The organism is Asticcacaulis biprosthecium C19, assembly GCF_000204015.1.
Classification (GTDB): domain Bacteria; phylum Pseudomonadota; class Alphaproteobacteria; order Caulobacterales; family Caulobacteraceae; genus Asticcacaulis; species Asticcacaulis biprosthecius.
In genome coordinates this window covers 2,054,535-2,064,131 of record NZ_GL883077.1, presented here as the reverse complement: position 1 = coordinate 2,064,131, position 9,597 = coordinate 2,054,535, and the positions used below count along the sequence as shown (strand labels likewise).

6 protein-coding genes are annotated in these 9,597 nt (G+C 63.2%); 2 read left to right on the top strand and 4 right to left on the bottom strand.

Annotated features, from left to right (window positions below; translation table 11 throughout):
- Both ABI_RS09590 and ABI_RS09585 read left to right on the top strand, forming a co-directional pair.
- Window positions 1–2,139 (top strand): efflux RND transporter permease subunit (locus tag ABI_RS09590; RefSeq protein WP_040308764.1); only part of this gene is annotated, 2,139 nt, incomplete at its 5' end.
- Window positions 2,139–3,530 carry an efflux transporter outer membrane subunit gene (locus tag ABI_RS09585; protein ID WP_006272734.1) on the top strand — a complete coding sequence of 464 codons (1,392 nt, stop codon included), beginning with the start codon at window positions 2,139–2,141 and terminating at the stop codon, window positions 3,528–3,530. The genes ABI_RS09590 and ABI_RS09585, both read left to right, overlap by 1 nt.
- Window positions 3,531–3,693: 163 nt before the next feature.
- On the opposite strand, the gene ABI_RS09580 is transcribed toward ABI_RS09585, so the two are convergent.
- The 4 genes from ABI_RS09580 to ABI_RS09565 all read right to left on the bottom strand — a co-directional run bounded on the left by ABI_RS09580 (window position 3,694) and on the right by ABI_RS09565 (window position 9,517).
- Window positions 3,694–4,605: a hydroxypyruvate isomerase family protein gene (locus ABI_RS09580; RefSeq protein WP_040308763.1), complete on the bottom strand. Its 912-nt coding sequence runs from the start codon at window positions 4,603–4,605 to the stop codon at window positions 3,694–3,696.
- Window positions 4,606–4,673: 68 nt separating this feature from the next.
- Window positions 4,674–5,456, bottom strand: a complete 783-nt coding sequence (locus ABI_RS09575) for an alpha/beta hydrolase (RefSeq protein ID WP_006272732.1) — start codon at window positions 5,454–5,456, stop codon at window positions 4,674–4,676.
- A gap of 58 nt (window positions 5,457–5,514) precedes the next feature.
- A complete protein-coding gene (locus ABI_RS09570; protein WP_006272731.1) occupies window positions 5,515–7,077 on the bottom strand; it encodes an alpha-N-arabinofuranosidase in 1,563 nt (520 codons plus the stop codon).
- A 316-nt stretch (window positions 7,078–7,393) separates the two neighbouring features.
- Window positions 7,394–9,517 carry a malate synthase G gene (locus tag ABI_RS09565; RefSeq protein WP_006272730.1) on the bottom strand — a complete coding sequence of 708 codons (2,124 nt, stop codon included), beginning with the start codon at window positions 9,515–9,517 and terminating at the stop codon, window positions 7,394–7,396.
- Window positions 9,518–9,597 lie beyond the last annotated feature (80 nt).

The window sequence follows — 9,597 nt, the reverse complement described above, 5'->3', positions numbered from 1 at the left end:
ACCTGGCGGGCGTCGCTGATCCCGCTGCTGGCCGTGCCGGTGTCGGTGATCGGGACCTTTGCGGTGATGCACCTGTTTGGCTTTACGATTAATGCCCTGACCCTGTTCGGGTTGGTTCTGGCCATCGGCATCGTCGTCGATGACGCCATCGTGGTCGTCGAAAACGTCGAGCGCAACATCGAGGCCGGCAAGAGCCCGCGCGAGGCCACCTACCAGGCCATGCGCGAAGTCTCCGGCCCGATCATTGCCATTGCTCTCGTGCTGGTCGCCGTCTTCGTGCCGCTGGCCTTTATCACGGGTCTGTCGGGCCAGTTCTACCGTCAGTTCTCGCTGACCATCGCCATCTCGACGGTGATTTCGGCGATCAACTCCCTGACCCTGTCGCCGGCCCTGGCCGCCTTGCTGCTGAAGGGCCATGATGCGCCCAAGGACGGCCTGACCCGGTTCATGGATCACTGGTTCGGCGGCTTCTTTGCCTGGTTCAACCGCGCGTTCAAAAAGAGCGGCGACGCCTACGGCAAAAGCGTAGCCAAGACCGCCACGCGCAAGGGCCTGATGCTGGGCGTCTATGCCGGTCTGGCCGGGTTGGCGTTTGTCATGTTCAACATCGTGCCGGGCGGGTTCATTCCGCAGCAGGACAAGGCCTATCTGGTCGGCATGGTGCAACTGCCTGACGGCGCCACCCTGGACCGCACCGAGGCCGTGGTGCGCAAGGTCAGCGAGATCGCCGCCAAGGAACCGGGCATCAAGCATGCCATCGCCTTCCCCGGCCTGTCGATCAACGGCTTTACGATCTCGGCCAATTCGGCGGTGATCTTCATGCCGCTGGACTCGTTCAAGGAACACCGTCCTTCGGCTGGCGCCATCGCCGGGTCGCTGAACGCCAAGCTGGCCGGCATCGAGGAGGCCAATGCCATCATGTTCCCACCCCCGGCCTTGTTGGGCCTGGGCCAGACTGGCGGCTTCAAGCTGCAACTGGAGGACCGCGGCGGGCTAGGCTATGCCGAGTTGGACAAGGCCACCAAGGCCTTCGTCGCCAAGGCCTACCAGACCAAGGAACTGGCAGGCGTGTTCAGCGGCTACCAGATCAATACGCCGCAGCTCTATGCCGATATCGACCGGACCCGCGCGCGTCAGTTGGGCGTGTCGGTCGACGACATCTTCCAGACCATGCAGATCTATCTTGGCTCGCAATATGTCAACGACTTCAACCGCTTCGGCCGGACCTATTCGGTCCGTGTCCAGGCCGATGCGCCCTACCGCGCCCGACCGGAGGATATCGGTAAGCTGAAGGTGCGCTCGTCGTCGGGTGAGATGATCCCGCTGGCCGCCGTGCTGAAGGTCGAGCCGTCGTTTGGTCCCGTCACGGCCGGCCGCTATAATGGTTATCTGGCCGCCGACGTGACGGGCGGACCGGCGCCCGGCTTCTCGTCAGGCCAGGCCCAGGCGGCGATCGAGCGTATCGCGAAAGAGACCCTGCCGCCGGGTATCGAGTACGAATGGACGGAACTGACCTATCAGCAGATCCTGGCCGGGGATTCCTCGACCCTGATCTATCCTCTGGTCATCCTGCTGGTGTTTTTGGTGCTGGCCGCCCAGTACGAGAGCATGGTCCTGCCACTATCGATCATCCTGATCGTGCCGATGGGTCTGCTATCGGCCATGGTCGGGGTCTGGCTGTCGGGCGGCGACAACAATATCTTCACCCAGATCGGCCTGTTCGTCCTGGTGGGACTGTCGGCGAAAAACGCCATCCTGATCGTCGAGTTCGCCCGCGAACTGGAAATGACGGGATTGAATCCGTTGGAGGCTGCCATCCGGGCGTCAAGGTTGCGGTTGCGACCGATCCTGATGACCTCGATCGCCTTCATCATGGGCGTCCTGCCGCTGGTCTTAAGCCACGGCGCCGGAGCCGAGATGCGCCACGCCATGGGGGTTGCCGTCTTCGGCGGCATGATCGGCGCCACCATCATCGGCCTGTTCATGACGCCCTTCTTCTACGTGCTGCTGCGGGCCCTCTCGGGTAACCGGCCGCTCAAGGCGCACGCCTCGACCCTGGGTGGGGAGGACGAACCGGCGCATGACGACGCGCCGAAACCGACCACCCAGTCCGCCAAACTCAAGCCGGAGGCCTTCTGATGCGCACCCTTGCCCTTTCCTTTGCTGCTCTTCTGTTGAGCGGCTGCGCCACCGGACCGTTGCAACAGGCACAGGTGGAAACACCTGCCGCCTTCACCGGGGTGGACAATGGAGCCACCTTGTCCGCCCCGGTGTCCTCCCCTGCGATTGGGGTTGGCGCCTGGTGGCTGGTCTTTCGCGATGATGTTCTTAATGATCTCATGGCCCGGGCCAGTGAAAGCAATCACGATATCCGCATTGCCGCCGGGCGGTTGGAGCAATCCAGAGCGCTCATGGGGTCGGCGCGGTCAGGTCTTTGGCCGCAGTTGGGGGCAAGCTACGCCGCCAGCCACGGCGCGGAGGTCGGTCAGTCAAAGCCGGCGACCGGTCATGCCATCGGGGCTGAGCTGTCCTACGAGGTCGACCTGTTCGGGCGGCTGCGCGCCGCGTCCCAGGCGGCCGAGTTCGATGCTGTGGCCAGTGAGAACCTTCTCCGCGATACGCAACTGCTGATCCAGTCGCGGGTGGCGGAAACCTATTTCACTTTGCGGGCTTTGGATGAGGACCAGGCGATTGTTGCGGACACCCTGACGGCCTATCGCGGGACTTTGTCAGTGACCGAGCGGCGGTTCGAGGCCGGTGATGTCGCGGAACTGGATGTGGCGCGTCTGCAGGCCGAGGTCGCAGCGACCGAAGCCCAGGCCGCGGCCCTGGACCAGCGCCGCGCCCAGGTGGCCCATGCCCTGGCGGTCTTGCTGGGTGAGCCGGCCAGTACCTTCGATGTCGCCGCGGCGTCCTGGGCGGATCAGGGCTGGGCCGGTTCGGTGCCGGTCATCCCGGCCGGCATTCCGGGCGAGGTGTTGAAGCGCCGGCCGGACGTGCTGGCGGCGGAAGCGGCCCTGTACGGTGCGCAGCGTCGTGTCGGCATAGCAAAAGCGGCGTGGCTGCCGGCCTTGAGCCTGACAGCGGATGGCGGCTATGCCTCGGGCGATCTGGGTAACCTGTTCGAGGATGCGGCGAAAAACTGGTCGCTGACCGGAATATTGTCGCAGGCGATCTTTGACGGCGGCCGTCGCCAGGCCGGCGTCGACTATGCCAAGGGCGGGCTGGATGTGGCGTTTGCCACCTATCAGCAGACGGCCCTGGTGGCCTTTGCCGATGTCGAGGACCAACTTACGGACCTGATCTGGCTGCGACAGCAGGAGGCGGCCCAGGACCGGGCAGTGACCGCCGCGACACGAGCTCTGGCCATGTCGCAGTCGCGTTATACCAACGGCTCGGCGTCGCAGCTGGAGGTGCTGGATGCCCAGCGCCAACTTCTCGCCATTCGACGGCAGTCACTGGCGGTCCGGTCAGCGCAGTATCAGGCGACGGTCGGGCTGATCCGGGCGATCGGCGGTGGATGGGGATAATCCTCCGTCTGCCCAAGATTTTTCAACCACGGATGGACACGGATGTCCGTGTCCATCCGTTGTTAAACATTTTCATTAGGTTCCGCCATTACGCTCGGGCTCGCCGCACAGCGCCTATAGCGTTCACTTCGTTCCGCCGTCGTCCGCTACCCGGTCGGGGCGGCTAAGCTCGATCGATCTCGCGATAGGCGGCGACCAAGCGCTCCTCCCCTCCCCGGCCAGCCAGCGAATTGCCGTGCTCCATGCCTATGACCCCGGCAAAGCTGCGCGCCCGGAGCCAACGGACAATGGCGTTGTAGTTGATCTCGCCGGAGGTCGGTTCCTTGCGGCCCGGATTGTCGCCGAACTGAAGATAGGCGATCTCGCTCCAGCAGGTTTCCAGCGTCGGGATCAGGTTACCGGCCTGGATCTGTTGGTGATACAGGTCGGCGAGAATCTTGACGGACGGGCTGTTGACTCCGCGGGCCACGGCGAAGCCCTGGGCGATGGTCTGCAGGTACACGCCGGGATGGTCGGTCAGGGTGTTCAGCGGCTCCATCACCAGCACCAGGTCTTGAGACGCCACGATGTCGCTGGCCCGGCGCATCAGGTCGATAATACGGGCGGTCTGGATATCGATCGGAATCTTGGGCGCCACGAAACCCGGGACGACGGTTATGCAGCTTGCGCTAAGCCGCTTGGCGACATCGATCGAGGCGCGGATGTCGGCCAGGAAGGCTTCGCGTTCGGCGCCGTCGTCGCTGCCCAGCCAAGGGCGAGATTGCCCCCATTTCGGCATGCTGGCGACAAAAACGCCCATTGTCATGTTCCGCTGAGCCAGCGCCTTGGCCATCTGCTCCTGCTGGGCGATAGGTCGATCACGCGCCGTATTGTCTTCCCAGGCGGTAAAGCCCTGGTCGGCGGCATAAGCGATTTGCTCGATAAGGCCGCCCCGGCTGGCGAAGCTGCCTTCATGTGGGGCGTAGGCCAGCGAAAAGCGCGCTGCATTCGATGTGCGGCCCGGAACAGCGGACACGCCGAACGCCATGGACGCGGCGGCGCTCGCGGTGAGCAGGTTTCTACGGGACATAATCATGCGGTCACCCTCGGCAGATTTCTGTGGCTAGATAGCATCCTAAGGCGCTTTAGCCTACTCGCGAAGCGTCAGCCTCTCTTACGCTCCAGCCAGGCGGCGGCAAAGTCAGGCCAGGCCGCCTGGCTGCCGTCCAGGTCGCGTAACGCGAAACCGTGAGGCGCCAGTCCAAAGATATGGGCATCCAGGTCCAGATTCAGGTCCCGCGCTGTCTTGATGAAGTTCAGAGCATGCTCCACCGGCACCGCCGTGTCGTGCAGGGCATAGGCCAGGAAGACCGGGCATTTCGGCACGCCATGCGGTTCGGCGGCAATACCGATCGGCCAGGCATTGTAAAAGGCCTGCTTTTCCGGCGGCGGGAAGTCGGGCTTGCCTGCCGGCGCCTTGTAATCGCGATGATTGGCATTGACCGGCGCATAGGCGATGATCGTACCGCGCAGGTCGAGCGCTGTTTCCTGGCAGGCCAGGGTGCCAGCCAGGTGTCCGCCCGACGACAGGCCAACCAGGAAAAACGGCAGGTTCCATTCGCTGAGGGCAGTCATGGCGGTAAGACCGTCCCGAAGGGCGATATCGGCCGGATGAACGCCGCCGTCTCCATCTGGCTGGCCTGGCAGGCGGTGGGCCAGGACGTAGGCGTTGTAGCCAAGCATGTTCAGCCACCTGGCGACCTCAATGCCTTCTTTTTCGAACACCAGTTTTAGGTAGCCGCCGCCGGCCAAAACCAGGGCCATGCCCATTGGGTTCTCGATCTCGAAGGCGTGCAGTTCGCAGCGCGTGACCTGGTCCAGCGTGCGGTTGGGCGCCTCACCAGCGAACGTGTTGGGTTCGCCGTGGCTCAGGGCTATGACCCTCATTGCATCTCCAGCCCGGTTGCCGATTTGGGCCGCCGGCGAACCGGCGGCCCTTCGGGTTTTAGTCAAGGCGGACCACAACGACCGACTTGGACGGGATGTCAAGTGTCAGGGTCGAGCCCTTCACCTTGCCGCCCTTGTAGTCGACGGGAACCACTTCGGGCTTGGCGCCCGGACGGTTCAGCGAGTCCATCTTCGGCGCCGTCAGCACCTGGCCCGAAACGCCCTTGGCCTTCAGCGCGCCCAGGTCAATCGTCAGGTTCAGACCATCCACCGGATTCATGTTGGCGATGCCGATATAGACATGACCGTCCTTAGCCTTGGCGGCCGAGGCGTTGAACGACGGGATGGTTTTGCCGCCTAAGGTAAAGCCCGGCGCCGTGATATCCAGCGGGATCATAGTGGCGTCCTGGAACGGGACGTACATCTTGAAGGCATGGTAGGTCGGCGTCATGGCCATCTTGTCGCCGTCCGTCAGGATCACGGCCTGTAGCACATTGATGGTCTGGGCGATGGCCGTCATCTGCACCCGCTCAGGATATTTGTGGAAGACGTTGAAGTTGGCCGCGGCCAGAACCCCGTCGCGCAAGGTGTTGAGCTGATACAGGTGGCCCGGATTGGTGCCGGGTTCGACATCGTACCAGGTGCCCCATTCATCGACATAAAGGGCGACCCTTTTCTCGGGGTCGTACTTGTCCATCACGGCAATATGCTTCTGGATATAGCCGTCCAAGCGCAAGGTCCGATCGAAGGTATCGACCCAGGCCTGCTGGTCGAAGTTGATCGACGGCCCCTTCTTGTCCCAATTGCCGGTCGGCAGGGTGTAGTAGTGCAGCGAAATGCCATCCATGCGGCGGTTGCCGATATTCTTCATGATGACTTCGGTCCAGTTGGTGTCGTCTCCGGACGGACCGACGGCAATCCGGGCGCCCGAATTATCCGCCCCCTTGTGATAGAACTCCTGGAAGCGACGGTACTCGCTGGAATAGTATTCTGGCGTCATGGCACCGCCGCAGCCCCAGGTTTCATTGCCAATGCCGATGACCGGCACCTTGTAGGGCTTGTCGCGGCCGTTGCTGCGGCGTTCCTGGGCCAGAGTGTCGTCACCCGGCGAGGTCATATATTCGATCCATTCGCGCATCTCGGTCGGGTTGGACGAGCCGACATTGATCGAGACATAGGCGTCGGCGCCGACCTGCTCGGCGAAATCGAAGAACTCGTGAGTGCCGAAGTGGTTGGATTCCGGCGATCCGCCCCACCAGTTGTTCTTGCGCGACGGGCGCTTGTCGCGCGGGCCAATGCCGTCGCGCCAGTGGTATTCGTCAGCGAAACAGCCGCCCGGCCAGCGGATCAGCGGCACGTGCAGATCCTTCAACGCCGCGACGACGTCGTTGCGGATACCGCGCGTATTGGGAATGGGTGAGTCTTCGCCAACCCAGGTGCCGCCATAGATGCCGGCGCCCAAGTGTTCGGAGAACTGGCCGTAGACATATTTGTTGATGACCGCGCCGGGCTGGTCGGATTTCAGGGTGCCGGCGGCTTTGACGGTTTCGGCGGATGCCAGCGGTGCGGCAAGCATGACGGCGGCCACGCTGGCGGCGGCCAGCAAGGTTTTGGCGAACATGGGTGTCTCCTGCTCTCTGAGTTTTATTGTAGGACAATTATAGCGTCCGCAGGGATAGCAGAAAGGGTTTCGAGGCGTCAACTGGGCTTTTGCGGCGAAAGAGTGAGTTTTCTACTCCGACAAATGGATTTAGATAAGAACGAACAATCCTCCCTCTCCCCACTCGAGGGGAGAGGGTTGGGGTGAGGGGTTATTTCGGCTGAAAACTGTAGGCGTTGAACCTCCTCAACCCTCACCCGATCGTTTTCGCTTCGCTCAGCTCTCGTCCTCTCCCCTCAATGCCTGCCGGCGAGGCTGGGGAGAGGGAATTTAGCTACTACTCCGCTACTTGCTTAGACCTAGCCTTCGCTTCCTTGCGGTAGCGGTGCAGGACGAACTCGGTGTAACCGTTCGGTTGGACGCGGCCTTCCAGAACTAGGTCGCGGGCGGCGCGGAAGGCCAGGCCGTCAAAGGCCGGGGCCATCGGGACGTAGGCAGGGTCACCCGCGTTCTGGCGGTCGACCACTGCCGCCATATGGCGCAGGCGGGCTTCGACTTGGTCAGTGGTGATCAGGCCGTGCCGCAGCCAGTTGGCAACGTGCTGGCTGGAAATCCGCAAGGTGGCGCGGTCCTCCATCAGCCCAATATCGTGGATGTCCGGCACCTTGGAACAGCCGACGCCGAAGTCGATCCAGCGGACGACATAGCCGAGGATGCCTTGCAGATTGTTGTCCAGTTCTTCCTGAATCTCCGTATCAGACGGGCGTTCGGCCATCACCGGCGGGGTCAGCAGGTCGTCCTGCGATGCCGGCTCACGGTGGCGCAATTCCGCTTGGCGGGCGACGACATCGGTCAGGTGATAGTGGATGGCGTGCAGCACCGCCGCGGTTGGTGACGGTACCCAAGCCGTTGAAGCGCCCGACTGCGGATGGCCGATCTTCTGGCTCAGCATGTCATTCATCCGGTCGGGCGCCGCCCACATGCCTTTGCCGATCTGAGCATGGCCCGGCAGGCCGCAGATCAGGCCGTCATCGACGTTGGCATTTTCGTAGGCTGTGATCCACGCGGCCTTCTTCATGTCAGCCTTGCGGACGACCGGGCCGGCTTCCATGACCGAATGGATTTCGTCGCCGGTGCGGTCCAGGAAGCCGGTATTGATGAAGAAGACGCGGTCGGCGGCCGCGCGTATACAAGCCTTCAGGCTGGCGCTGGTGCGGCGTTCCTCGTCCATGATGCCGATCTTCAGGGTGCCTTGCGGCAGGTCGAGCAGGCTCTCGGCGCGAGCGAAGGTGGCGACGGCGAAAGCGACCTCGTCGGGGCCATGCAGTTTCGGCTTGACGATATAGGCGGATCCGGCGCGCGAATTGGCGCCGCCGTCGTGGCGAGCGATCAGGGCGGTAACGATCAGGTCGACCAAGCCTTCGGGGACGGGGCTCCCCTCCCCGTCCAGCACCATGTCGCTGTACATATGCAGCCCGACATTGCGCGCCAGCATCAGGCTGCGGCCATGCAGGGTCAGCGCGGAGCCGTCCGCCGCAGTATAGTCGCGGTCGGGGTTCAACCGGCGTTCGACCGTCTGGCCGCCCTTGGTGATGGCCTCGGTCAGGTCGCCGCGCGTCAGGCCCAGCCAGTTGCGGTAGACCCCGACCTTGTCGTCGGCATCGACGGCGGCGACGCTGTCTTCCATGTCCATGATGGCTGACGAAGCGGCTTCGACGATGATGTCGGCCAGGCCCGCCGGATGCGCGGCGCCGATGGGATTCTTGGGGTCGATGACCAGTTCCAGGTGCAGGCCATGGTGGCGCAGCAGGACGCCGCCGGAACGATGGCCGACATATTGGGCCGGTTCCTTCAGGGCGACGGGGCCAGTCGCCGTATCAGCCATTAGGGTGGCTCCGGCGTGGTAGGCGATGACATCGGCGTGCGACGCCCTTTCCAGAGGGACGAAAGAGTCCAGCCATTGCCGTGCCTTCTCTTGGACCTGGGCACCACGCATCGGGTCATAGCCTTTGGGTGGGGCTGAACCCAGGGCGTCAGTGCCGTACAACGCGTCGTACAGGCTGCCCCAGCGAGCATTGGCGGCGTTCAACGCATAGCGGGCATTCGACACTGGCACGACCAACTGCGGGCCAGCCAATTTGGCGATTTCGTCGTCCGTGTTCTCTGTCGTGACCTCGAATGGTTCGAGTTCGGCCGTCAGGTAGCCGATGTCGCGCAGGAAGGTTTGATAGGCCGTTGGGTCGACAATCGGGTGAACGCGGTGCCAGTTGTCGAGTTCGGCTTGCAGATGGTCTCGGTGTTTCAGCAGATCCTGGTTGCGGCCGGCATATTCCGTCAGGAGGGTGGTCAGGGCATGCCAGACTTGCGTCGACTCGATGCCGCTGCCGGGGATGGCGTCCTCGGAGATGAAGCGGTGCAGGGTTTGCGCGACCTGATAGCCGTTAACGGAAACATAAGTCATGGCGACCTCCTTGATACGATCTCCGTCGCATGCGGGAGGTGCCGGTCGTGAGACGGTGGGCTGGGCTCCCCTCCGTCTCG

Bases quoted from the DNA above. Each gene is read 5' to 3' on its own strand.
- ABI_RS09580 (WP_040308763.1), bottom strand. From the start codon at position 4,605: ATGATTATGTCCCGTAGAAACCTGCTCACCGCGAGCGCCGCCGCGTCC.
- ABI_RS09570 (WP_006272731.1), bottom strand. From the start codon at position 7,077: ATGTTCGCCAAAACCTTGCTGGCCGCCGCCAGCGTGGCCGCCGTCATG.
- ABI_RS09575 (WP_006272732.1), bottom strand. From the start codon at position 5,456: ATGAGGGTCATAGCCCTGAGCCACGGCGAACCCAACACGTTCGCTGGT.
- ABI_RS09585 (WP_006272734.1), top strand. From the start codon at position 2,139: ATGCGCACCCTTGCCCTTTCCTTTGCTGCTCTTCTGTTGAGCGGCTGC.
- ABI_RS09565 (WP_006272730.1), bottom strand. From the start codon at position 9,517: ATGACTTATGTTTCCGTTAACGGCTATCAGGTCGCGCAAACCCTGCAC.